At 61.5% G+C, this 24983-nt stretch carries 21 protein-coding genes; 13 read left to right on the forward strand and 8 right to left on the reverse strand.

Annotated elements, in window-relative coordinates; translation table 11 throughout:
* Positions 1-120 precede the first annotated feature (120 nt).
* Both DW003_RS07620 and DW003_RS07625 read left to right on the forward strand, forming a co-directional pair.
* Positions 121-1464, forward strand: a complete 1344-nt coding sequence (locus DW003_RS07620; protein WP_118388382.1) for a homoserine dehydrogenase — start codon at positions 121-123, stop codon at positions 1462-1464.
* Between the two features lie 222 nt (positions 1465-1686).
* Positions 1687-2436 carry an SDR family NAD(P)-dependent oxidoreductase gene (locus DW003_RS07625; protein ID WP_118388384.1) on the forward strand — a complete coding sequence of 250 codons (750 nt, stop codon included), beginning with the start codon at positions 1687-1689 and terminating at the stop codon, positions 2434-2436.
* Between the two features lie 284 nt (positions 2437-2720).
* Here the strand turns inward: DW003_RS07625 and DW003_RS07630 are convergent, their stop codons facing one another.
* Positions 2721-4283, reverse strand: a complete 1563-nt coding sequence (locus tag DW003_RS07630; protein ID WP_006234446.1) for a cation:proton antiporter — start codon at positions 4281-4283, stop codon at positions 2721-2723.
* A 184-nt stretch (positions 4284-4467) separates the two neighbouring features.
* Here DW003_RS07630 and DW003_RS07635 point away from each other — a divergent pair, with 184 nt between their 5' ends.
* Positions 4468-8214: a phosphoribosylformylglycinamidine synthase gene (locus DW003_RS07635; protein WP_118388386.1), complete on the forward strand. Its 3747-nt coding sequence runs from the start codon at positions 4468-4470 to the stop codon at positions 8212-8214.
* 99 nt (positions 8215-8313) lie between these two features.
* A complete protein-coding gene (locus DW003_RS07640; RefSeq protein WP_118388388.1) occupies positions 8314-9249 on the forward strand; it encodes a DMT family transporter in 936 nt (311 codons plus the stop codon).
* A gap of 98 nt (positions 9250-9347) precedes the next feature.
* Here DW003_RS07640 and DW003_RS07645 read toward each other — a convergent pair whose 3' ends face one another.
* The 4 genes from DW003_RS07645 to DW003_RS07660 form a co-directional block, all read right to left on the reverse strand.
* Positions 9348-10490, reverse strand: coding sequence for a diguanylate cyclase (locus DW003_RS07645; RefSeq protein WP_158573204.1), 1143 nt, complete (start codon positions 10488-10490; stop codon positions 9348-9350).
* 190 nt (positions 10491-10680) lie between these two features.
* On the reverse strand, positions 10681-11703 hold the full coding sequence (locus DW003_RS07650; protein WP_117776079.1) for a 2-keto-3-deoxygluconate permease: 1023 nt from the start codon (positions 11701-11703) through the stop codon (positions 10681-10683).
* 142 nt (positions 11704-11845) lie between these two features.
* The gene (locus DW003_RS07655; RefSeq protein WP_117629654.1) at positions 11846-12169 is read right to left on the reverse strand and encodes an AzlD domain-containing protein; all 324 of its coding nucleotides are present in this window, start codon (positions 12167-12169) and stop codon (positions 11846-11848) included.
* Positions 12159-12851, reverse strand: coding sequence for an AzlC family ABC transporter permease (locus tag DW003_RS07660; protein WP_117629653.1), 693 nt, complete (start codon positions 12849-12851; stop codon positions 12159-12161). The genes DW003_RS07655 and DW003_RS07660 overlap by 11 nt, the downstream gene beginning before the upstream one ends.
* 126 nt (positions 12852-12977) lie before the next feature.
* On the opposite strand from DW003_RS07660, the gene DW003_RS07665 reads away from it, so the two are divergent.
* Complete coding sequence (locus DW003_RS07665) at positions 12978-13790, forward strand: HD domain-containing protein (protein ID WP_118388391.1); 813 nt, start codon at positions 12978-12980, stop codon at positions 13788-13790.
* Here DW003_RS07665 and DW003_RS07670 read toward each other — a convergent pair.
* The 3 genes from DW003_RS07670 to DW003_RS07680 are packed head-to-tail and all read right to left on the reverse strand — an operon-like array spanning position 13787 to position 17412.
* Positions 13787-14992, reverse strand: coding sequence for an electron transfer flavoprotein subunit alpha (locus DW003_RS07670; protein ID WP_118388393.1), 1206 nt, complete (start codon positions 14990-14992; stop codon positions 13787-13789). The genes DW003_RS07665 and DW003_RS07670 overlap by 4 nt on opposite strands.
* Positions 14993-15808: an electron transfer flavoprotein subunit beta/FixA family protein gene (locus tag DW003_RS07675; RefSeq protein WP_118388395.1), complete on the reverse strand. Its 816-nt coding sequence runs from the start codon at positions 15806-15808 to the stop codon at positions 14993-14995. It lies immediately after the preceding gene.
* 2 nt (positions 15809-15810) lie between these two features.
* Positions 15811-17412, reverse strand: coding sequence for an FAD-binding oxidoreductase (locus DW003_RS07680; RefSeq protein ID WP_233545546.1), 1602 nt, complete (start codon positions 17410-17412; stop codon positions 15811-15813).
* Positions 17413-17758: 346 nt separating this feature from the next.
* On the opposite strand from DW003_RS07680, the gene DW003_RS07685 reads away from it, so the two are divergent.
* The 8 genes from DW003_RS07685 to DW003_RS07720 all read left to right on the forward strand — a co-directional run bounded on the left by DW003_RS07685 (position 17759) and on the right by DW003_RS07720 (position 24945).
* Positions 17759-18055: a hypothetical protein gene (locus DW003_RS07685; RefSeq protein ID WP_089573322.1), complete on the forward strand. Its 297-nt coding sequence runs from the start codon at positions 17759-17761 to the stop codon at positions 18053-18055.
* Complete coding sequence (locus DW003_RS07690; RefSeq protein ID WP_099431401.1) at positions 18052-18561, forward strand: hypothetical protein; 510 nt, start codon at positions 18052-18054, stop codon at positions 18559-18561. Before DW003_RS07685 ends, DW003_RS07690 begins: the two co-directional genes overlap by 4 nt.
* Positions 18562-18651: 90 nt before the next feature.
* Positions 18652-19251 (forward strand): hypothetical protein, encoded by a 600-nt coding sequence (locus tag DW003_RS07695; RefSeq protein WP_118388397.1) that lies wholly within the window; start codon positions 18652-18654, stop codon positions 19249-19251.
* A 49-nt stretch (positions 19252-19300) separates the two neighbouring features.
* Positions 19301-19516: a hypothetical protein gene (locus tag DW003_RS07700; protein ID WP_117862423.1), complete on the forward strand. Its 216-nt coding sequence runs from the start codon at positions 19301-19303 to the stop codon at positions 19514-19516.
* Between the two features lie 18 nt (positions 19517-19534).
* Positions 19535-20965 (forward strand): hypothetical protein, encoded by a 1431-nt coding sequence (locus tag DW003_RS07705; protein WP_118388399.1) that lies wholly within the window; start codon positions 19535-19537, stop codon positions 20963-20965.
* A 118-nt stretch (positions 20966-21083) separates the two neighbouring features.
* A complete protein-coding gene (locus DW003_RS07710) occupies positions 21084-21800 on the forward strand; it encodes a DUF554 domain-containing protein (RefSeq protein WP_172622415.1) in 717 nt (238 codons plus the stop codon).
* Positions 21801-21887: 87 nt separating this feature from the next.
* The gene (locus DW003_RS07715) at positions 21888-23648 is read left to right on the forward strand and encodes a TerB N-terminal domain-containing protein (RefSeq protein WP_233545547.1); all 1761 of its coding nucleotides are present in this window, start codon (positions 21888-21890) and stop codon (positions 23646-23648) included.
* On the forward strand, positions 23641-24945 hold the full coding sequence (locus DW003_RS07720; RefSeq protein WP_118388401.1) for an ATP-binding protein: 1305 nt from the start codon (positions 23641-23643) through the stop codon (positions 24943-24945). The genes DW003_RS07715 and DW003_RS07720 overlap by 8 nt, the downstream gene beginning before the upstream one ends.
* Positions 24946-24983: the final 38 nt, after the last annotated feature.

The following is a 24983-nucleotide window of genomic DNA, read 5'->3' on the forward strand; positions in this document are numbered from 1 at the left end:
TCGGTGGTGCCGTTTTGTGCGACTCCTGTTGCCTGGCGAGCATGCGCCCTCGGTTCACGCTAGAATGCACTCAACCTTTAAGCGGTTAATCCATCCATAAGATGCACGAAGGAGCTATCTATGAGCGAACCCCTGCGCACAGTGAACGTCGGTCTGATCGGTCTGGGAACCGTCGGCGGCGGCGTGGCCCGTTTGATCAAGAGCCACCACGATGAGTACCTGGCAGCCTACGGCATCGACCTTAAGCTGACCCGCGCCTGCGCGCTTGCTTGGGAGCAGGCCGAGGCGGCAGGCATTGAGCGCGAGGCCTTTACGAGTGACTGGCACGACGTCGTCACCGACCCCGCCGTCGACATCGTCGTCGAGCTGATTGGCGGCGAGCATCCCGCAACCGAGATCTTCACCACCGCCTTCGAGAACGGCAAGCACGTCGTCTCTGCCAACAAGGCCCTGCTGGGCCGTCATGTCGAGACGCTTGCCGAGAAGGCGCGCGCGTGCGGCGTGCAGATTAAGTGCGAGGCCAGCTGCGGCGGTGGCATCCCCATTGTCAGCACGCTCGAGCACGACCTGGTGGGCAACAAGATCCTGACCATCGCAGGCATTCTCAACGGTACCACCAACTATATCCTGTCGCGCATGGACGCCGAGGGCGCCGATTACGCCGATGTGCTTGCCGACGCGCAGGCCAAGGGCTATGCCGAGGCCGACCCGTCCGCCGACGTCAACGGTTTCGATGCCGCCAGCAAGACGGCAATCCTCGCCTCCATCGGTTTTGGCACCCGCGTTACCACCGACGATGTGTACCAGCAGGGTATCCGTACCATCGGCGCCGAGGACATCGCCCAGGCCCGCGAGCTCGGCTACACCATTAAGCTGCTAGGCATTGCGCGCAACACCGACGCCGGCGTCGACGTCCGCGCGCATCCCACGCTGATCCCCGCCGACCACATGCTCGCCAAGGTCAACGGCGCCATGAACGCCGTATACGTGGTGGGCGACGCTGTGGGCGAGACCATGTTCTACGGCGCGGGCGCAGGCTCCTTCCCCACCGCAAGCGCCGTCGTGGGCGATATCCTGTCGCTCTCCGAGCAGATCAGCCGCGGTGTGGCTCCGCTGCCCGAGATTGAGCCCTATGGTCACAACCTCGCCTTTAAGCCCATGGACGAGCTCCAGACCAAGTACTATGTGCGCCTGAAGGTCGCCGACCGCGTGGGCGCCCTGTCCGAGACGGTCGACATCTTTGCCAAGCACAACATCTCGATCTCGCTCATCAACCAGGTCGAGGACGGCAAGTCAGGCGTCAGCGATGCCTGCTCGGTCATCTTCCTGACGCACCGCGCGCTCGAGAAGGACGTCCAGGCTGCCGCCGCCGAGCTTGCCAGCGTCGACTGCGTGGCCGAGGTCGCCAACGTCCTGCGCATCGAGGACGTCGAGGCTTGGACCGAAGGCGTCATGGCCAACTAATTCGATTTTCGCTCTACGACCTATATGTGTGAGGGGCTCCCGTTCAGCAGTGGACGGGAGCCCCTTTGCTTGCGCGCATGGGGCGTATTGGCGCAATCCGCATTTGAACGACTTGGCCGCTCCTGACAGCCGGGGGTACCGTTCGCCGACATGCAGCCGGAGCCGATTTTGGCTGCCGTTATGCTGTGCTGTGTATATCCGCCCGCAAAGAGAGGAAGCACCATGTTGCTCGAGGGCAAGAAAGCAATCATCACCGGCGGCACGCGCGGTATCGGCTATGCCATCGCCTGCCGTTTTATCGAGGAAGGTGCTGCCGTCACCGTCTTTGGCTCGCGCCAGGAGACTGCCGACGCTGCCGTTGAGAAACTGACGACCGCCTATCCCGACGCCAAGGTCTGGGGTCGTTCCTGCGATCTCACCTCGCTCGAGGCCGTGACTGAGGCCTTTACGCAGACTGCAGCCGACATGGGCGGCTTGGACACGGTCGTCAACAATGCCGGAATCTCCCAGCGTTCACCCCTCTTGGACTACACGGCCGAGGAGTTCGCAAAGGTCATGGACCTTAACGTCGTCGCCGTCTTTAATGGCCACCAGGCTGCCGCCAAGATCATGACCGAGGCCGGCCACGGCGGCACCATCACTACCACAAGCTCGATGGTCGCCAAGTACGGCCAGCCCTCCGGCGTCGGTTACCCCACGTCCAAGTTTGCCGTCAACGGTATGGTCCAGTCGCTCTCGCGCGAGCTCGCCCCCATGGGCATCCGCGTCAACGCCGTCGCCCCCGGCGTGACTAAGACCGACATGGTCGCCAACCTGCCCGAAGAGGTCATCAAGCCCATCATCGCCACCATTCCGCTGGGTCGCATGGGCGAGCCCGAGGATGTCGCCAACGCCTTTGTTTTCCTGGCGAGCGACATGTCCTCCTATGTCACGGGCGCCGTGCTCCCCGTCGACGGAGCCGCCCGCTCCTAAGGAGCCACAAGCTTTGGCTTCAAGCTTCAACATAGCTCAACCAAAAAGGCGCGCCGTCTGAATCAACTGCAGACAGCGCGCCTTCTCCTGTTATGAAAGGGAAACTATGTCCCAGTATTTCGGATCAGAACGGGGCACGGTTTCCCCCAGGACTTCCTTGCGGAAACTGCATCCCACTCTGAGCGCCCATTCCGGGACACAGTTTCCCAACGGCCCCCGTTTCGGAAACCACATCCCGTTCCGAGCCTTCAAAGCGGGACGCGGCTTCCCCGAGAAAGTATCGACTACTTACCGTCGTCGTCTTCGGCTTCTTCGCGCGCATAGAGCTCCAGCATGCGGCGGCGGTATTCGCGCACAGCGAGCTTGGCGCGCTCCAGGCGGCGGCGCTCACGCGGAGTCAGCTCGGACGGGTCGACCTCGTCTCCATAGGTCTTATCGGCAAGCAGGTGCGCCGCGTCCACGATGCGGGCATCGATGTGGCCGCTCGCTGCCTCGGCGGAAAGACGCTCGGCAATCGTATCGAGCGTAGGCAGGCCCTCGAATACGCGACCATGGCCATGCGAGGTCAGCAGCTCGTGCTCGCGCGCGAGCAAGCTCGCTAGGTCGTGGTGGGCGCGCAAGATGTCGAGCGCATCGGATGGATGCTCGGCAACCTCTGCCACGGCGGCGACCGGTGCGGCATCCACCACGCGGTAGAAGAGCTGCGCGAGCAATGGCATCAAGAACACCGTGATGGCACCGGCGGCAACCATGACCGACGCAATATCTTGCGACAGCGCGCCCGCGTTGACGGCAACGCTCGTAACGGCAACGATGATCGGCAGCGCCGTGGTGCAGTACAGGGCCACGGTAATGCGACCATACGCCGACACATCGCGCGTCGCAGGACAAATGCTCATGGAAATAAGAATGGGCACGGCACGAATAATCAACAACGCCACGATAAAGCCCACGAGCAGACCCGGGCGCGACGCCACGGCCGTCAGATCGATCTTTGCGCCCGATACGGTAAAGAACACCGGAATCAAAAAACCGTAGGCCAGACCGTCGAGCTTGGTCTCGAGCGTATGGTTGCCCTCGGGGATGATATAGCGCAGGACAAAGCCGGCGGCAAAAGAACCCAACACGATGTCGAGATCAAAGACAGCCGAGAATGCCACGAGCGTGACCAGGATGAGCACCGTCAGGCGCACGAAGGTCTGCGACGTGGTATCGGCGCGCTCCTCAACAAATGCAAAGAAGCGGCTGCCGACGCGCTTGGAGCGGCTCGGGACCACGGCCAGCAACACGCAAACCACCGCAAACAAGCCAAGGATAACGAGCGTTTGGATGCCAGTGCGGGCAGACAACAGCACCGACATGGCGAGCACGGGACCGAGCTCGCCCCAAGTGCCATACGCGAGAATCGAGTCGCCCACGCGCGTGCCGGTGAGCGAGCGCTCACGCATGATGGGCACAAGCGTACCGAGCGCCGTCGAAGTGAGGGCAAGCGTCACGGCGATACCGTCGAAATGACTGACTGAGAACCACGGGGTAAAGCGCACGGCAAGCCAGGCGATACCAAACGTGACGACCCACGTCGCCAAGCCGTAGCGCCCCTCGACGCCCGTGATGCTCTTGGGGTCGATCTCAAAGCCGGCAAGCAGGAACAAAAAGGCCAGGCCCAGCTCGGACACAAGCGAGACCTCAGCATCTACATGGATGACGCCGAGCATATGGGGTCCCAGTACCGCGCCGAGCACGAGCAAAAAAACCGTCTCGGGAACGGGTTTTCCGGGAATCGCCGAGGCGATAAAAGGACTCGCAAAGGCCACGAGTGCGATGATGGCGAGCGAAACGAATGCCATGTGATGCCTTTCTCTTGTTTGCGCTTCACTGTAGCACCCTCGCCGTCCTCAACGCGCCGCGAGCTGTCGTATCATAGTGAGGTTTACAAACATGTGGCTCAAGGCGACCGCAGGGCAGACCCCGCAAACCGACCGCTGCCGCATACCGTACCGTACGCCCAACCGATCAGGAAGGCAGGAACCAATGGTCTCTCGTATCTACGTGGAGAAGAAACCCGGGTTCGACGTCGAGGCTCAGCAGCTCAAGGGCGAGCTGACCGAAATTCTCGGCATCAAGGGCATCGAGGCCCTGAGGATCATCAACCGCTACGACGTCGAGGGCATCGACAAGGAGCTTTTCCGGTCCTGCGTGCCGACCGTCTTTAGCGAGCCCCAGGTCGATGTGACCTACGACGAGCTCCCCGCAAGCGATGGCGCCGTCTTTGCCGTCGAATTCCTGCCTGGCCAGTTTGACCAGCGCGCCGACTCCGCCAGCGAGTGCGTGCAGCTCATCAGCCAGGGCGAGCGCCCCGCCGTGCGCTCCGCCAAGGTCTATATGATCTCGGGCGCTCTGGACGAGGCCGCCATTGATGCCATCAAGCACTACGTGGTGAACCCCGTCGAGGCGCGCATCGCCTCGCTCGACCTGCCCGAGACGCTGTACATGGAGACCCCCGAGCCCCAGCCCGTCGAGGTGCTCGACGGTTTCCGCGAGCTCGACGAAGCCGGCCTTGCCGCCTTTATTTCCGAGCGCGGCCTTGCCATGGACGAGGCGGACATCGCCTTCTGCCAGCAGTACTTCCGCGATGAGGATCGCGACCCCACCATCACCGAGATCCGCGTGATCGACACCTACTGGTCCGATCACTGCCGCCACACCACCTTCGGCACCGTCCTGGACGACGTGACGATCGACGACGCCGTGGTGCAGCAGGCCTTCGACCGCTACATGGAGATGCGCCACGAACTCGGTCGCGACACCAAGCCCGTCTGCCTCATGGACATGGGCACCATCGGCGCCAAGTACCTCAAGAAGACCGGCGTCATGACCGATGTCGACGAGTCCGAGGAGATCAACGCCTGCACCGTCAAGGTGAAGGTCGATGTCGACGGCGAGGACCAGGACTGGCTGTTCCTCTTTAAGAACGAGACCCACAACCACCCGACCGAGATCGAGCCCTTCGGCGGTGCCGCCACCTGCGTGGGCGGTGCCATCCGCGACCCGCTGTCGGGCCGCAGCTACGTGTACCAGGCCATGCGTGTCACCGGCGCCGGCGACCCCACCGTCCCCGTGTCCGAGACGCTCGAGGGCAAGCTGCCGCAGCGTAAGCTCGTGACCACTGCTGCCGCCGGCTACTCCAGCTACGGCAACCAGATCGGCCTTGCCACCGGTCAGGTCAACGAACTCTATCACCCCGGCTACGTCGCCAAGCGCATGGAGGTCGGCGCCGTCGTGGGCGCCACCCCGGCAAACCACGTGCGTCGCGAGTGCCCCGCCCCCACCGACAAGATCATCCTGTTGGGCGGCCGCACCGGCCGTGACGGCATCGGCGGTGCCACCGGCTCCTCCAAGACCCAGAACACCGAGTCCATCGAGACATCGGGCGCCGAGGTCCAGAAGGGCAACGCCCCGGTCGAGCGCAAGCTGCAGCGCCTGTTCCGCCGCGGCGATGCCTGCCGTCTGATCAAGCGCTGCAACGACTTTGGCGCCGGCGGTGTCTCGGTCGCTGTAGGCGAGCTTGCCGACGGCCTGTATGTCGACCTTGATACCGTGACCAAGAAGTACGACGGTCTTGACGGCACCGAGCTCGCCATCTCTGAATCCCAGGAGCGCATGGCCTGCGCCGTCGCCGACGGTGACGTCGAGGAGTTCATGGGCTACGCCGCCGAGGAGAACCTGGAGGCGACCGTTATCGCCGAGGTTACCGCCGAGCCGCGCATGCGCATGGCCTGGAACGGCGTCGCCATCGTCGATCTGTCCCGCGAGTTCCTCAACTCCAACGGTGCGCCCAAGCACCAGGTCGCCCACGTCTGCGCCCGCAGTGTGTGGCAGCCCAGCTGGGCCGGTACCACGCTCGCCGAGCGCATGACCTCGCTCGTCACCGACCTCAACGTCGCTTCCAACAAGGGCCTTTCCGAGCGCTTCGACTCCACCATCGGCGCCGCGACCGTGCTCATGCCCTTTGGCGGCAAGACGCAGCTCACCCCAAGCTCGGCCATGGTCGCCAAGTTCCCCGTGGACGGCGAGACCACCACGGCGAGCGCCATGGCATGGGGCTTCAACCCCTATCTGATGGAGGCCGACCAGTTTGCGGGCGCCTACCTGTCCGTGGTCGAGTCCATCGCCAAGCTCGTTGCCGCCGGCTTTGAGCACAAGCGCACCTACCTCTCCTTCCAGGAGTACTTCGAGCGCCTGCGCACCGAGGCCGAGCGCTGGGGCAAGCCCATGGCTGCCGTCCTGGGTGCCCTTATGGCCCAGGTCGACCTGGGTGCCGGCGCCATCGGCGGCAAGGACTCCATGAGCGGTTCGTTTGAGGACGAGGCCGGCGAGCTCAACGTTCCGCCGACCCTGATCAGCTTCGCCGTCGCCGTGGGCAAGGCCGCCCGCGCCGTCTCGCCCGAGTTCAAGGGCCTCACGCACCGCGTCGTCCGCATCGCCCCCGCCATCTATGGCGAGGACTACCGCCCCGATGCTCAGCAGCTGCTCGCCGCGTTTGACGCCGTCGAGGCGCTCACTGCTACCGGCAACGCCCTGGCCATCTCCACGCCCGGCTACGGCTGCGGCGCCGAGAGCCTCTTTAAGATGTGCGTCGGTAACCAGATCGGTATCGAGCTTGCCGAGGATGTAGACGTGGAGAGCCTCTTCACCCCGCTCTACGGCAGCTTTATTGTCGAGCTCGCCGAGGATGCCGAGCTGCCCGAGGTCGCCGACGGCGTTGTCGTCGAGCCCCTGGGCACCACCGTCGAGGGCTATGTCATCGACACCGGTTCCGAAGTCATCGAGCTCTCCGAGCTCCAGGAGGCCTGGGAGAGCGGCATCGAGGGCGTCTTCACCTACCGCAGCGCCGGCGAGACCCCCGAGGTCGAGACCATCGACTTCCGCGCCAAGGATATCCACGTGTACGGCGGCGCCAAGATCGCCCGCCCGCGCGTGATCATCCCCGTGTTCCCCGGCAACAACTGCGAGTACGACAGCGCCCGCGCCTTCCGTGCCGCCGGTGCCGAGGCCGACACCTTCGTGATCAACAACCTCACGCCCGAGGCCGTCGCCGAGAGCACCCACGAGCTTGCCCGCCGCATCCGTGCAAGCCAGATCGTTATGATCCCCGGCGGCTTCTCGGGCGGCGACGAGCCCGACGGCTCTGCCAAGTTCATCACGGCGTTCTTCCGCGCTCCCGAGGTCACCGAGGCAGTCCGCGACCTGCTCAAGGCCCGCGATGGCCTGATGCTGGGCATCTGCAACGGCTTCCAGGCCCTGATCAAGCTCGGCCTGGTGCCCTACGGCGACATCGTCGACGCCACGCCCGATGCGCCCACGTTGACGTTCAACACCATCGGTCGCCACCAGAGCCGTCTGGTGCGCACCCGCATCTCGTCCAACCTGTCCCCGTGGCTGTCGCAGTGCAGCCTGGACGACCCCTACACCGTCGCCATCAGCCACGGCGAGGGCCGCTTTGTCGCCAATGACGAAGTGCTCGCCCAGCTGATCGTCAACGGCCAGGTCGCCACGCAGTACGTGGGCGAGGACGGCAAGCCCAGCATGGATCTCTCCGTCAACCCCAACGGCTCCGCACTCGCCATCGAGGGCATCACGAGCCCCGACGGCCGCGTCCTGGGCAAGATGGGCCATGCCGAGCGTCGCGGCGACAACCTGTACCGCAACGTGCCCGAGCATGTCCCCGGCGATAAGTTCATGCCGATCTTTGAGAGCGGCGTGGCCTACTTCGCTTAAACCTTTCCCATCGGGTACAATTCCCTCGGGTAACAACACCCGCCACCGACACATCCGGTGGCGGGTTCTTTTTTGCTTCGCGCATACAGGAAGGACATCATGGAAAGCCGCAAGCCGTATCTCGCCACCCTGCCCGGACTCATCCTGGGCTGCCTCGTCTGCTGCGCGCTCTGGGGATCGGCTTTTCCCTGCATCAAGATCGGCTACGGCCTCTTTGGCATTCCCGCACACGACAGCGCCTCGCAGCTGCTCTTCGCGGGTCTGCGCTTCACCCTTGCCGGCATGCTGGTCATTGTTGGCATGAGCGTGGCCCAGCGCCGTCCGCTCGTTCCGCAAGTGCGCGATATCAAGCCCATCTGCATCTTGTCGCTCTTCCAGACCATCGGGCAGTACTTCTTTTTCTACCTGGGACTCTCGCGCGCCAGCGCCATGTCGAGTTCCATCATCGAGGCCAGCGCCAACTTCCTCGCAATCCTCTTTGCCGCCCTGGCATTTCACACCGAGAAGCTCAATACGGCCAAGGTGCTTGGCTGTGCGCTGGGCTTTGCCGGCGTCGCGCTCGTCAACCTCTCGGGCGCAGATGGCACCTTTGGCTTCAGGCTCGATGGCGAGGGCTTTATCCTAGCCTCCACTGTCGCGGGTGCTCTTTCGACCTGCCTGATCGGCATCTTCTCGCGCAAGCATGACGGCGTCTTGCTCGCCGGCTGGCAGTTTTTAGTCGGAGGTTTGGTCCTTACCGCCATCGGGTTTTTGATGGGCGGCGCGCTCTCCCCCACCGCGATCATCCCCGCCATCGCACTCATTATCTATATGGCACTCATTTCCGCCGTCGCGTACTCGCTATGGTCGCGTCTGCTTGCCGTCAACCCCGTCAGCCGTGTGTCGGTCTTTGGCTTTATGAATCCAGTCTTTGGCGTACTGTTGAGCGCTCTGCTGCTCGGCGAGGGCGCTGGCACGAGCCCTGTTACCGTACTTGTTGCCCTGCTGTTGGTCTGCGGCGGCATCATCATCGTCAACAGGCCCAAAAAGGCCTAGCGAGCTCACCTTTTTAGGGAGGATGTTCGCACACTTTAGCTTAATGGAGTACATCGGAGAGCCGAGGGCCGCCACGCCCGCCAGCGTGCGCCCTTTTTCTAGCGTATCTGGGCGCCGGCTTTCTTCTTCTCGCGCTTTACGCGGTAGAGCTCCGCGTCGGCAGCACGAAACAAGTCTTGCCAGGTATCGACGCCATCACCGACCCGTGCGTAGCCGATGGACATCCGCAACAGATACGGAACCTCGGCGCGCGCGAGCTCATCGTTGATTGTCGCGCACAGATGCATGATATCCTGTTCCGCCGCTGCCTTTTGGAGCACCACGAACTCATCGCCACCATAACGTGCGATAAAGCCGCCAGACGCCGAGCAGACTTCTTTGAGCGCAGCGGATATGACCTGAAGAGCATGGTCGCCCTCCACATGCCCATAGCGATCGTTAATCTGCTTAAAGCCGTCGGCGTCCATCATAAGCAGATATACATCTTCGGCCTGATCCACATTTGAGAAGAGCGACAGCATATAGGTCTCAAAACGGTTGCGATTGTTAAGTTCAGTCAACGGGTCGGTCGAGATGAGCTGCTCCTGGTAGATGATGTAGAGCAGCAACATGCTAATCATTATGCCGACACAAAGGCCGGGCACCGAGTATACGACCTGAAAGGTACCGCCCACCAGGGCCGGAATGGCGAAAAATGCCAAGGTTCGATAGATGGCCTTCGTCTGCAGGCTCTCGACCCTGCGAGATTGCACAAATGCATGCAGGGACGTATGTATAACGTAACAGTAGCTGACGATGGGCTGGATCATATAGGCAAAGCCGCGACGATACACGCCCTGCGAATCGATATAGAACAGGGCGTGCGTCCAGTAACTGGTAAACGCCAGCACGACCACCAGAGCCGTAGGCAACGCTACAAGCACCACCCTATAGCGCGAGGTCAAAAGGCGAGAACCCTGCACCGTCTCGGAATAGATAAACCAAATGAGACACGCGATAGCAAAGAGCGAAAACGAAACCGCGTTGGAAATCCAGTTGGCAGCAATGCCCAACGTGCCGTCCACACCGTCCGAAAGCGTCCAGATCATATCGAATAATATGTACGCGGCAGAGGTGTAGCCAAGCATGCTAAACAATAGCTGCTGGGTGCTCGAGAACAAGGAGCGACGACTTCGCACGGCAAGCCCGATAAGAACAATCATGCATAGCACGAATATCTCAATCTTGAGTGCCTTAACCACTAGCGCCATCCCTTCAATACCCAAGTGGTCAGAATCGCCCAATTCGAATCAGGGCAATAAACACCCCTTTACTCCACAGGGGTAAAGGGGATAATAGCAGAGCGCCCGAACATCACTGCAAAACAGTTTCTGTTCGGGCGCCCATACGGCGCGAATTGCACACGCCGGCATCATTGATGGGTATCGATTGCTACTCGCCATCGATGTCAGTCGCGACGGCCTCCTCTATGGCCTCGACACCGACAGGCGACAGATCCTCCTTGCCTTGGCAGAACTTCTTGTCGACCCAGCCAGTCAGAATCGGAGCCATGATCGCCGTGATGATAACGGCGGTGGCGATCTGAGCGTACGCGATGGGCGCAAGCTCGGCGTAGCGCGGTGCGACCTCGGCGAGGGCAACCGGTGTGGTCATAGCCGTGCCGGCAATGGTGGAGCAAGCCACAGCGGCCTTGCCATTGCCGCCGCACAGACGCTCGAACGCAAAGGTGATGGGACCGACGACAAACAGCGTGACAAGGCCCAGCAAGATGCCGGAAATACCGCCGGTGATAAAGCTCGACAGGCTCATGGACGCACCGAGCTGAAATCCGATGACGGCAATCGCGGGATTGGCACCGGGAACCAGCAGGTTCTTGATAAACGGGAACAGGTTGCCCAGAACCATGCCAATAACGAGTGGCAAGATGGAGCCGATAATGGTGCCAATGGGAATGTTGGCGAGGCCGGAAACACCGAGGATGATCATCGTGACGGCGGGGCCGGCCGTAAAGAACAGGATACCGACGGCGCCCTGCTCAGACTCATCGCCGAACTCGCCCATGATGCCCGTATAGAGCGCCATGTTGCAAAACGTGATGCCGCCGATGATAGACACGGAGCTCAGACCCAGGAAGTTGTCGTTAAAGAAATATGCCACGCCCAGGCCGAGAGCCGCTGCGACGACCAGCTTGGGGATCAGCACGACGATACCGGTCTTGATGGCACCCGGCGTGGACTTAAAGCTGATGCCGGCGCCCACAAACAGCAGGATCGCGGCGACGATGGCATTGGAGCCACCGCGGCAGGCAGCCGTAAAGAAGCCGCCGATCTCAAAAACCTGCGGGCAGAAGGTGTTGAGCAAAAGACCGACGATCATCGGATAGATCATGATGTCGCCCGGGATGCGCGGGACCTTGAATTTCTTTTGCTCGTTGGCGGTCGCTTCCTGTGCCATGAAACCCCCATTTCCGCTGACGGGGTACAAAAGCCCACGTCACGCTTTGCTACAGTAAAGTTTGACCATGGTACCAGAAGAAATAGACCAGCTCGGTGAGAAATTCGATTCGTTGGACAGGGGCGCTAAACGTGCCCCGCTCTTATATGAGGCTCAAAACGATATAGAACACGATGCCCGAAACACAGCACCACAGCATCGATTTTGTCTTGACCGCCACGGCCACGACGCCGGCAGCCGCAATCCAGGGAACCAAGGCAGGCCAGGGTCCCGCGTCGAACGCGCCGGGGCTCACCAAGTCGTTGGCGACCAGCGCGGCAAAGGCAGCGGGCGGGATATAACCCAGGGCCTCGGTAATGCGGGGCGACAGCGTTCTCCCGCGCAAGGCAAACGCCGGCGCGATGCGAAAGAACGCGATAGCAGCCCACGACGACAGCCACAGAACCAAGAACTCGTTAACGGGCATCGCGGGCACCTCTTCCGTCAAATACAGCATCGCACGCCAACGCAATGGCAATGCCGGCCACGACGCTTGCCGGCACGGCAATATTCGTGAGGCCCAAGAACTTGCATACGGCGACGGACACCGCGCCCGAAACCGCCGCGACAACGTTGCCGCGCGACAGCCGCTGCGAAAAGAGCAGGCAGATAAAGAGCGAGGTGCAGACAAAGGCTGCAATGGCGGTGGGAACATCGACAACGGCGCCGACGATGGCGCCCATCGTACACGAAACGCCCCATGTTGCGATGAGAATCACGTTGAGCACGAAGGACTCGCGCGGGCCCCAATCCTCCCCTTCAACCAACTTGGCAAGCGAGATGCCATATGCCTCCTCGGTAAGTGTCGCGGCAACAGCCAGCGTCTGACGCTTCGAGGCACCCGTCAGATGCGGCGCGATCGATGCCGAGTAAAGCGCAAAGCGCGAGGAGATGGCAGCAACGCTCGCGACGATCGATGCTGCAGGCACGCCCGCCAGCCAAAGATTGCAGATCATAAACTGGCCGCTGCCCGTCACAAACGTGCTGCTCAGAGCAAAGACCATCCAGGGCTCCATTCCCGTCTGCCCCATGATCATTCCGCACGGCGCGCCTATTGCAACATAGGTAAGCATCACTGGCCAGACGGTTCTAACGATTTTGAGCACCATACGCTTCTCATCCTGACAAGGTCTCCGAGCCGCATGTAGCGACACGGCAGAATCATCATCCGACAGCAACCGAGTTCACCTACAATTGCCACCGGATCGAAAGACACAACTTTTTAGGAAGTCATTATGACAGCTATCGATCGAGACCGGGCGCGCGCGGCCTTCAAAAGCTACACCGATGCCTACGACGCCACCAGCCCACGCATCGCGCTCAAAATCGAGCATACGTACCACGTGGCCGAGGCATGCGATGCCGTAGCGCGCGAGCAGGGCTGGTCGTCAGAAGATATTGACCTGGCATGGCTTTGCGGCCTGCTACACGATATGGGCCGCTTTGAGCAGTTGCGGCACTGGGACACCTTTAAGGACGCCGAGAGCATGAGCCATGCAGCGCTGGGCATCGAGATCCTCTTTGGCGAGAATCCCGCCGATGCACCCGCCGTAACGAACATCCGCGACTTTATCGATGACCCGGCAGAGGACGAACTGATCCGCGCGAGCATCGCCCACCACAGTGATTTTCGCCTGCCCACGGAACTCGACACCCGTACACGGAGCTTCTGCGAGATCGTGCGCGATGGCGACAAGATCGACATTATGCGCACCATCGCCGACAGCACCGTCGACACCATCCTCAAGGTGGATGAGGACACGTTTCTCGCCAGCCACTTCTCGACACCGGCGCTTACCGCCTTTGACGAGCACCGCTGCGTCGCACGCGATGAGCGCGATGAGCCCGCAGACTACCTGGTGGGACTCATCTGCTTTATGTTTGAGCTCGCCTATCCAGCGAGCCGCGCGCTGGCGCGCAAACAGGGCGATATCCACCGCCTGCTCGACGCGCCCTTTGGCATTACGCGGCCCTTTACCGACCCCGCCACGCAGGCAACCTGGAGCCGCCTAAAGGACGAGATGCGCGACTGGCTGACGCGCGCTTAGCGCTCAAGCTGAGCCAGCAGCTCCTCAACGATCTCAACGGCATCGCCGACGACCTTGTACTGGGCGGCACCAAAGATGGGGGCATCCGGGTCCTCATTGATGGCGAAAATGCACTCCGCCCCACCGATGCCGGCGAGATGCTGGATAGCGCCCGAGACACCGATGCTCACGAGGAGCTTGGGCGAGACCGATACACCCGTCTGGCCAATTTGGTGGCGATACTCCAACCAGCCTGCCTCCACAATGGAACGCGTGCAACCAAGCTCGGCACCCAGGGCATCGGCGAGCTTTCGCATCAGGGGCAGATTCTTCTTGGAGCCGATGCCGCGGCCCACCACGACCAGACGCTCGGCATCGGCAATTGAGGCCTGCTGTCCCCACTCCTCGGCGGGAATCGAGATCTCGACGCGGGCCTTAACGTCATCCGCAAGCACTACCTGGGTAATCGTGCCGGAGCGGCTATAGTCAAACTCGGGCGCCTTAAAGATGCCGGGGCGCACCGTTGCCATCTGAGGACGGTGGTTGGGGCAGATAATGGTGGCCATCAGGTTGCCGCCAAACGCCGGGCGCGTCTGCTGCAGCAGACCCGTCTCCGTATCCATAGAAAGCACCGTGCAATCGGCCGTAAGACCCGTCTGCAAGCGCACGGCCACACCGGGCGCCAGCTCGCGACCAAAGGCGGTCGCGCCGTACAGAATGGCCTCGGGCTTGCGCTCGGCTACCAAATCGCAGATCAAGCGAGCGTAGACCTCCGCGTCGTTCTGACGCAGGCGCTCGTCACGACAGACCAGAACTTCGTCCGCACCGGCGCAAATCAGATGCTCCAGGTCCCCGAGTGAGCCCTCGGGGCTCATGCCGACCAGTGCCACCAGACGGCAGCCGCGGGCATCGGCAAGCTCGCGCCCCTTGCCCATGAGCTCGAAGGCCACGGATGCAACGGCATCGTGCTCGTCAGTCTGCACGAAGATCCAGATGTCTCGATATGCGTCAAGGTCTGCCGCGCCGGCGGCCTCGTCGCGCTCAATCGAGATGGCGTTGACGGGGCAGGCGTCGACGCACCCACCGCACAGGATACAGCCGTCGGTTACGCGGGCACAGCGATTGGGGCGCTCACCCTCCACCACAATGCCGCCCGAGGCGCAGGCGCGAACGCAGCGACCGCAGCCGATACAGGCTTCGCTATCGATAATCAGCCCGCTCATCTATGCCATCCCCTCAATAATCTTGGCAAGTTTTACCGCCTGCTCGGACGCCGTTCCCTCAACGGCCTCGCACGTTTGGTCACGGTCGGGCACAAACGAGCGCACGACCTGCGTCGGTGATCCGGCAAGGCCGCAACGCGAGGGGTCGGCGTTCACGTCGGCGGCACTGATCACGCGCACGTCCGCCCCCTCTGCCGCGCGAATACCGGCAATACTCGGCATACGCAACTGGCCAATCTCCTTGGCAGTCGTCATCGCACACGGCATCTCCAGGTACACCGTCTCCTCGCCGGCATCGCAGCCGTGAACGAGCGCCAGCGAGCCACACGTCGTAAATCCCGCGCTCTGCACACAGCTCACGTCGGTCACGCAGGGGACCCCAAAGGCGCCGGCCAGCTCGGGGCCGATCTGGGCCGTATCGCCGTCCACTGCCATCTTGCCGCAGATGAGCAGGTCAAAGTCCCCATCGAGTGCCTCGATGCCGCATTTGAGGGCATAGGTGGTGGCTAGGGTATCGGCGCCCGCAAAGGCTCGGTCGGTCAGCAGCAGCGCGTCGTCGGCACCGCGGGCGATGCAGTCGCGCAGCAGCGACTCGGTCGCGGGGATGCCCATCGACACCACCGTTACGCGCACGTCCATGCCAAAGCCGATAAAGTCGTCCTTCAGCGCTAGCGCACATTCGAGGGCACTTGCATCGAAGGGATTAATGACCGCCTGCTTGCCATCACGCACGATAGTATTGGTCTTGGGGTCCATCTTGACCTCGGTGCTTCCGGGCACCGCCTTGACGCACACCACCATATGGAAATCACTCATCTTCACGCGCCCCCTTTCTGGACGAGCTCATCCAAGAGCTTCTCCGCAAACAGGTTGCCGCGACCCAGCTGCCCGTCGGGATCGAGCTGGAGCTTGAGCCGCGCCGACTCGACCATGGCCTCGTGGCCGTACATCGTCTCCAAGAAGCCCGCCTTGATCTTGCCGACGCCGTGCTCGGCAGAAACGGCACCGCCCATGGCCGTGACCTCGGAAGCCCACTGGGCAAAGAGTTCTCCACCACGACGGTAGTCTTGCGCATCGCGCGGCAGGATGTTCACATGCAGATGGTTGTTCCCGATGTGTCCCCAGGCAGCAGACTCAAGCCCGCTTTCGGCCAGCGTGCGGCGATAGAGGGCCATGACATCGGCAAGGCGTGCATTGGGCACCGACATATCCGATCCCAGCTTGGTAATGGTGGGGTCGATGCGGCGACGCTCGTCAATGAGCATATTGACACTCTCGGGGACCGCGTGGCGGAAGAACCGCTGGCACTCGCGATCGACTTCGGTGCGGGCGACCCATGTCGCATCGTCGCGGCCGCCCGCAAGCTCCAGCATCCATCCCAGGTGGCACAGCTCCTCGGTCGCCTGCGCCTCGTCATCGCAGTCGAGCTCCACGTAGACACAGACCTTTGCCTCGTCGTCGAGCGCCGGCAGCGAGGCAAACGCCGTCGACTGCTCGCGCTGGCGACGCAGGATATCCAGAGCGCCAGCATCGAAATACTCAATAGCGGCGGCATGGGACAGCACGGGACGCACGGAATCGGTAAAGGACACGGCCTTGTCTTCGCTATCGAAAAAGCAACTCACACCCCATACGACCGAAGGTGCCGCCTGCAGGGCGATCTCGAGCTCGGTAATGACGCCGAGCGTGCCGCACGCACCGATAAAAAGATCGATGGCGTCCATATCGTCCGCAACGAAATAGCCTGAGGCATTTTTTGTCTCGGGCATGGTATAGCCGGGAAGATCGAGCTCGAGCGTACGGCCCTCTGCCGTCACGAGCGACAGGTGGCGGCCCTGGGCAAAAGCCTCGCCGCGCTGAAGCTCAAGCAAATCGCCATCAGCCAGCGCGACGTGGAGTCCCGTGATATGCGGGCGCATGGGGCCGTAAGCGTAGCTGCGGGCGCCGGAGGCGTTGCATGCCGCCATGCCACCCAGACAGGCAGATGCCTCGGTGGGATCGGTGGGAAAGAACTGCTCGGGGGACTCTTGGAACTCCTCGTAGGCCTCAAGCGATGCCTGGTCCCAACCAGCGGTCGGCAGTACCTTCTTGCTCAGCTGCTTACGCAGCTCCGAGAGCACAACGCCCGGCTCCACGCGCAGCAGAAATTGGCTTTGTTCATCGCGGCGAAGGCCCAAGTAGCGATTCATACGGGAAGTATTGAGGATATGCCCACCGTGGGGCACGGCACCGGCGGCAAGGCCGGTTCGGGCGCCCTGAACCGTTACCGGGACACGCTCGGCATGGAGCGTTTCCAAAATGGCACGGACCTCGTCTTCCGTTGTCGGAAACGAGATGCTCGATGCTTCGCCCGATGCACGAGATTCATCGCGGCCATACTCTTCGAACTCATCGGTGAAGGGTTTAATGGTTGCAGACACGCGAACTCCCCCTTTAGCTAACTACAGTGTTTGCAGGGAGATGTTACCGCATCGTTTCGTCGACGTGTTCGAGACCGTCTCCATAATTGGCGATTTTTACGTTTGTGCAATTCGGCGAACGGCAAGGCTTCCTCGGCAGACGATGCTTTTGACACATATCGCCCCGCCGTCGCCGACCGCTCGATTGTCGCTCGAAAAAAGTTGGAGTAATTTTTTCCACCTTTTACCTGCGGAGATGTCAATCCGTCAAGCATTTGGTCAGAAATTGGTCAAGTAGCGGCTGATACGGTCGGCGTCGACAACCAAAACCGATAGAAGTTTTGGCCCCAGAAGCAGGGAGGTTCCCATGGCATATTACTGGCCCCAGTACGGCGTCGCCATCGAGGTCGACGACGATCCCTATCTCCTGCCTTTCGACGAAGAGGCGTTCCCCGATACGGCGGTCTACCACGTCACCACCGATGTTATCTGCGACCCCGAGTCGTTCTCGGCGCTCGCCCACCACATCGCGCGTATCCACGACATCGAGCTCCCTCACGACTTTGACGAGCTCATCTACTCGCGCCGCCTGATGCTTCACATGCTCTTTGGAGCGGACCCGTCCACGTTCGCACGTGTCTACACCACCAAGGACGCCGCATGAGTGCGAAGAAGCCGCCCCGCCTCGCAGGACTGGGGCGTCGCAAGAAACTCGTCGTTGTCTGCCTGGCTATCGTCTGCGCCCTCATCGCCGTAGGGCTATACGCCTGGCAGTCGCAGCCCGTGCCCGAAGCGGGCGCCTCAGTCACGACGGCAGAGGGCAAATCGCGACAAGAAATCCAAGATGAGCTCGATGCCATCGTCCGCGACAACATGATGACGATTTCGGTCGCGCCGGTCGCTCAGCTACAGGAGGACGGCAAGCTGCGCGTCAACGTGCAAAACGTCCAAGACAATAAATTTCCCCAGCGATTCCGCGTCATCCAAAACGACGAGACCATGTACGAATCCGGTGTGGTCGAGACCGGCAAGACAATCGAGACGTGCCCCGCCGGCGACATCAAAGAAGGCGAGGCATACATCGAGATCCAGGCACTCGATGCCAAGACCCTCGACAGCCACGGCAATCCGACACGTGTCAAGGTACGGGTTGAGCAAGCCGAGAACTAGCTTTTTCGGCCGACGCGGCACCGCACGCAATTCACCAGCATTCGTCCAATCATCGCGGGGACGGCCCGCGGCGAATAGAAAGGAACGACCATGGACATCACCAGGAACATGAACGGAGCCAGAGCGCTCGTCGTGGGCGCAGGGCTCGCGCTCGCGCTCGCAATGGGCGCCGCCCCGACGCCAGCTCTGGCAGCCGGGCGCGTTGGAACCACGAAAGTAATGGTCAGGACCGAGATCGACAACGTAGAGTTCAAAGTTCCGACGGTTATTCCCTTCGTCGCCAAGGCCGACGGCACGCTTCAGGGCCCCTCAGAAGACGCGACCACCATCGACAATCATTCGGCCTACGGCATCCATGTCACCAACATGAAGATCGACGCCATGAACACCTGGACCATTGCCGCCGACGCCAAGGCCGGAACCGCGCAGAATTCCATCGACTTTAAGGTCGGCCCCGACGGCGCACTCCAGAACGCCAGCGCCGCAATGCAGGAGACGGGCCTCGATCTTTCCAAGAATGCAGCCTTCGACATGGGCTACCAGGGCATTGCCGGCGGCACGGACAAAATTAAGCTCAAGACAAGCGGAAACGTCGCCCACGTCACGCGCGACATCTTCCGCGTAACCGGCGAAGGCGATCAGGTTGCAACGATCACCTGGACGGTCGAGCCCGGTGCGCACACGGCATAAGGCCGTCGCCCTGGCCGCCGCCGTCAGTATCCTAGCGTGTGGGCCAGCTATGGCCTTTGCCCAGCAAGAACAGGCGCGGGCCGCCACGCAAGTGACGGTCGACCTCTCGGAGCTCGACCGCGGCGACCGCCAGGAACCGTTGGCACAGACAGACGACAGACGATGGCTCTTGGCAGCAGGCGCCACAGCAGCAGGCGCGGGAACCGCCGGCCTCGGTCTGCATATCAAACGCAGCCAGAAACAAAACACGGACAGGCCGCACTAAATTAGCTAAGGAGACTTCATGGCATCGAAGAACCTTTTGCCCGTTGTCGCACTCTGCGGCGCGCTCGCAACCGGAACGCCTGTCGTCGCTTGGGCGACTCCCGCCATGGCGGACTCCTTGCCGGCAGCCCTAAGCTCCGCACCAAATCCGTCGAGTGCCATTGCGTGCAAGCGTTTTTCGATCGCACAGGCCGCAATCTCAACCTCGGGATGCCTTCGTCGTAATACGGACGGCTCGATAGTCGTGGATATCAATCGTTCGAACAAGGCAAACGGCTCCCAGGCGGGGCGCGCTGTCTGCACATGGCGCTCGGTTGTGCTCGATGCAGATGGCGATCCATGCAATTTAGAGCTGCGCATCGACATCGCTTCGGTCGATGACTCGGCGAACGGAGCGAAGGTCGCCTTCGACGGTGCGTTTTTCGAGAAAGGAGGCGGTATATGTCTGGGCTGCGCCGCCGCGAATGCAGACGATACGCAGCCCACCCTCTCATTCACGGCATCGTTGCGGCTGACCAAAGCCGGCACCGATGCCATCGCGGCGGGAGAAGCATCCCTGCTGTTCTACGCCGTCAGCGCCAAAGACACAGACGCTCATTTCGAGAAGCCAGCCGGATCACTCAGCCTTACACGAGGGACAGAGGCGGGCCCTATTGAAATCGATGCCCACACGCTAGGCAGGCAACGCATTCTTGCCGACCCGGCGCTTCTCGAGATGGAGTGGAACGGATCCGGAGCCGTCGGGATTGTCCCCTCCGCGCTTAACGCCAAGACGCTCCCCTCAAACGACGAACCCATCAACGCAACCATACAAGAAGAAAGCGCGGACAAAGAAGCAGGTGCGGGCGACACGCCGTCGCCGACAAACAGCGCCCCAGCCTCTTTCGAAGCACCGAATGAGCCCGCTGCCGATCCAAACGATCCCGAGCTCGCGGACAGTCTGGGGCTTGCTGATCCTCAGGAGATCGATGAAGGTAACTGCTGCGTGCTTGCCGCCCTCGACCACACAGAGGTCATCGACGCCGCGAGCATCGAAGTTGCCGCCGCCAATCAGCCCGTCCGCAAGTCGGCCATCATCGCATTTCCCGAATCCATCGAAGTCGTCTTTTTGCCATCGGGCGAGGTCGTGGCCCCAACACTGCTCACCTTGTTGGGCGCCAAGAATACTCGAAACGAAATTAAAAAGGTCACGGTTGTCGACCCTGCAACCACCGCTAAACTGCGTCTATACGCCGTTGCCCCAGACGGAAGCAAGACCCTGGAATTCGATGGCGACACACTTCTAGCCTGGCGACGTCTGGACATTATGCAAGACGTCTCGTATCAGATCGAACTCGAAGGGTTTGATCGTGCCCGCGATGCCAATATCATCGCCGCGGCTATTGAATCCCCACAGCGGCTTATGACACTGCGCTTTGACTACTATCCCTATGTCCCGACAACCACCTGAGGCTTAAATGCTGCGCATCATTCCTAATACCACTTATATAACGTATTAGATGAGTCGCGATGTGCCTCGCATTTCATTCTGCTACGATTGCCACGTTGGCATCAATACAGGAGGGCTCATGCCGGGCTTGGGAACAATCATCAACGTTGCGCTTTTAGTTGCGGGCGGTCTTTTGGGATTAGCGGGCGGCCGCTTCATTACACCGCGCATCCAAGACACGCTCATGAAAGCATCGGGGCTGTGCGTCCTGTTTATCGGCCTGGGCGGCACCATGCAAAAGATGCTCATCATCGATGGAAAGGCGCTAGCGACCACCGGTACCACCATGCTCATCGTCTCATTTGCGCTCGGTTCGCTCATCGGCGAGGCCATCAACTTGGAGGCCGCCATCGAGAACCTTGGCGAATGGCTCAAGCGCAAGACTGGCAGTGAGGGCGATAACGAGTTCACCAACGCTTTTGTCTCGACTTCACTCACCGTGTGCATCGGCGCCATGGCCATTGTGGGATCGATCCAGGACGGCCTGCTCGGCGACTGGTCAACGCTTGCCCTCAAGGGCGCACTGGACTGCATCATCGTCTGCACCATGACGGCCTCGCTTGGCCGCGGCTGCATCTTCTCCGCCCTGCCCGTCGCCGTGTTCCAGGGGACGATCACGTTGTTTGCCGGCGCGCTCTCCCCCATCATGACCACGGCAGCCCTCAACAGCCTTTCGCTCGTAGGCTCCATGCTCATCTTCTGCGTCGGCGTCAACCTCATCCGTCCTCAGACCTTCCGCACGGCCAATATGCTTCCCTCCGTCGTCATCGCCGTCATATACGCCCTCCTTTTCTAAATCTATCAACGCAGCGGTATCTCGAACATCTGTTTGATGCTGTGCTATGATATGAGGTCACCGTAGCTGTGTTCGAGAGGAGGAGCGGTGGCCGACCAGGACATCAAGATGCTCATCGAGCGCATTATGGCCGAGGCCCGGACCCATCAGTCCGCCCGCTTCTCAAACGAAACCTACGCAGACGAGCCGATTCTCAAAACCGGCCGACAGATGCAGAATTTCCTCCCCGACCAGTACCGTAAAATGCGCGAGATATCGCGCTGGCAGGATGACCCCAAGGGCGGTGCGGGCCGCTGGCTTTCGGAAGCCGAGCTTTTTTACCGCCAGGGCCTGCTGATGGCCGACTTTGAGGACGACTGTCCCTACAACGGCACCTTTAAGTCGTACTTTCCCACCTACAACGCCATGAGCGACCGGCAGCTGCGCGGCTACTTTACCTGGCGTGCCCAAGTGCGCCGCGGAACCGTCGAGGAAACGTCTACGTCCTTTGCCTTTCTGTATCTCTATGAGCTGATTTGCGGCATTGGCGTAGATAATCCACTCGATGGTTTTAACAAGATCAAGGCTTTTTGGGATGTCTATCGCGCCTTCGAGCCCGGCATCGACCGGTTTGCGCGCGTGTGGCTGCAAGATTACGCCGTGTTCCACGGGCTCGACCCCAAGCTGCTTCGCGACTCTAAAACCGTCATATTCGATAACGCCCTTATCGAGCTGCGGCGCGCGGCACGAGACCTTGTACCAGCACCGACGCCGTCTGACCCGGCACCCAAGCGTCGCAAAACCTCCGAGCCCACGCTCCCCCTTCCGCCCGATGAGGTGCGCGAGGAGCGACTCATGGCCGCCATCAACGCCCTCTCCACGTACAACCTAAGTAACTCGCGGCTCGACCGCAGCCACCACCGCGATCTGTGCCACGTGGCGTGCGCCGTGTATGTCCGCATGGCGCGCTACTATGACACGCACCGAAAGACCGGCATCGTGGCAAGTTTATTTGGGGAGGAGACGGCCATGCCCTACACCATGTTTGCCTCGGCCGTATTCTTTGCGCCCGAGCGCCACGAGGACTGCGAATACCGTCTGGACCCCATCCATATCTACCGTTGCCAAAACGGTTTTTGGGAATGCATGCGGATTCACGGTAGCAGGCAAAAGAGCAGCAAGCTCGGTGAAATGATGCGCGCCTGCGACCAACGCCTGCGCCTGGCGCTGGACCCCGCCCATCCCCTTAAGGAAGAAAAGGTCCCCAAATATCTGGCCAAGATTATCGATGACGAGATTGTGGCATGGCTTTCGTGGGACGCCGCACACCAGCCCGTCAAGATCGATATCGATTTGAGCCAGCTGGGGCACATTCGGAGCGCTGCCGCACAAACGCGCGAAGCGCTTTTGATCGACGAGGAACGCGAGGACGGCGCGTCCGCAGAAGCCGAGGCAGCGGACTCAGGGCAACCGGAAGCCGAGCCTGCGGCCGCCGCGACGGTCGAGGCGGTCGCGGCGGCCGCAGGGCAGGACGAGTCCGACGAGCCGACCATATCCACCGAACAGTTTGGTGTCGTGGCACCGCTTCTCGCGCCGACGCCCGCGTTCGCAGCTGCTACGCCCGCTGACGCCACAAACGAACTCGCGCCCGCCGCAGACGCCTATCTCCGCGCGCTGCTCGAGCACAACGCAGTACAGGCGGAATCGGCGGTAGTGCAATCGGAGCAGAGCGAGGACATGCTCGTCGATACCATCAACGAGGCGCTCTTTGACCTGGTGGGCGACACCGTAATTGAATTTAGCGCGGCAGGGCCGCAGATTATCGAGGACTACGAAGCAGACGTGAGAGGATACCTAGACCATGAGTGATACCGCATCCGCAGCACCTCGCGTGCCCAAGCGCGTCGCTGCCGTCATTCTCAACTCGCTCAAGGGCGGCGTGGTCCCGCGCATCGGCCTTCCTTACATCACCGTAGGGCGCGAGGTCGAGATCCGCGCCCTGCTCACCGATCTGAGTCTCATCGCCGACGGTGGCGCGAGCTTCCGCTTTCTGGTCGGTCGTTACGGCGCCGGCAAGAGCTTTTTGCTCCAGACTATCCGCACGCACGCCATGGGCGAGGGATTCGTCGTCGCTGATGCCGACCTGTCGCCCGAGCGCCGCCTGCAGGGCGGTCAGGGACAGGGTCTTGCCACCTACCGCGAGCTCATCCGCAATATATCGACCAAGACGCGCCCCGAGGGCGGTGCGCTCAACCTTATTCTGGATCGCTGGGTCGCCTCGTGTGCCGACGTCGACGAGTCGGTCGTCAATGCCCAACTGGCCCCGCTCGAGGAGATGGTCCACGGCTTCGACTTCACCCGCATGCTCCGCCGCTATCGCATGGCCGCATCCGGGGGCGACGAAGAGACCATGAGCCGCGTGACCAAATGGATTCGCGGCGAATACCGCACCAAGAGCGAGGCACGCGCCGAGCTGGGCTCCTCGACCATCATCAGCGATGACGACTGGTACGACTACGTCAAACTCATCGCGCGTTTTTTGGTTTGCAGTGGCTACAAGGGCATGCTGGTGCTCATCGACGAGCTCGTGAATCTGTATAAGATTCCCAATGCCATCACGCGCCAGTACAACTACGAGAAGATCCTGACCATGTACAACGACACACTTCAGGGCAAGGCGCAGTACCTGGGCATGATCATGGGCGGCACGCCAACCTCCATCGAAGACCGCCGCCGCGGCGTGTTCTCCTACGAGGCTCTGCGCAGCCGACTCGCTCAGGGTCGCTTTGCGCGCGAGGACCTTAAGGACATGCTCGCACCCATCATCCGCCTGCAGCCACTCACCTACGAGGAGCTGCTGGTGCTCATCGAAAAACTCATGCAGATCCATGCCGGCTACTTTGGCTGGACGCCCACGCTTGCCGAGAACGACTTGGTGGACTTCCTCAAGATCGAGTTCGGTCGCGTGGGAGCCGACACGCATCTGACGCCGCGTGAAGTCATTCGTGACTTTATCGAGCTGCTCGACATCCTATGCCAAAACCCCGACGCCAACGTGGCCGAGCTGCTGCAAAGCGCCGGCGGCGACGCGTTGGCGCCGGCAACCGCAACAGGCGACACCGATACCGCAGGCGGCGACCGTAACTTCGCCGAATTCACCATCTAACCTGCCAATAAGGGACAGGTTTATTTTGGCAGGTTTTA

The organism is Collinsella sp. AF36-3AT (genome assembly GCF_003475205.1).
Classification (GTDB): domain Bacteria; phylum Actinomycetota; class Coriobacteriia; order Coriobacteriales; family Coriobacteriaceae; genus Collinsella; species Collinsella aerofaciens_AF.